General features: G+C 62.8%; 1 protein-coding gene. It reads left to right on the forward strand.

Annotated elements, in window-relative coordinates; translation table 11 throughout:
- The coding region (locus EN850_RS34885; RefSeq protein ID WP_348642456.1) for a putative PEP-binding protein at positions 1–325 on the forward strand (325 nt) is incomplete at both ends.

Here is a 325-nt window from a genome sequence, read left to right on the forward strand (position 1 = left end):
CGCCAACCTGATCGGCGGCAGCAACTACGAGCCGCACGAAGAGAACCCGATGATCGGCTTCCGCGGCGCCAGCCGTTACGTCGACCCGAGCTTCTCGGCCGCCTTCGCGCTGGAGTGCAAGGCCGTGCTGCGCGTGCGCAACGAAATGGGCCTGGACAACCTGTGGGTCATGATTCCGTTCGTGCGCACCCTGGAAGAGGGCCGCAAGGTCGTCGAGGTGCTGGAGCAGAACGGCCTGAAGCAGGGCGAGAACGGCCTGAAGATCATCATGATGTGCGAAGTGCCGTCCAACTCATTGCTCGCCGATGAGTTCCTGGAGATCTTC

This window comes from Mesorhizobium sp. M8A.F.Ca.ET.207.01.1.1 (assembly GCF_004794715.1).
In the GTDB taxonomy this organism is placed as follows: domain Bacteria; phylum Pseudomonadota; class Alphaproteobacteria; order Rhizobiales; family Rhizobiaceae; genus Mesorhizobium.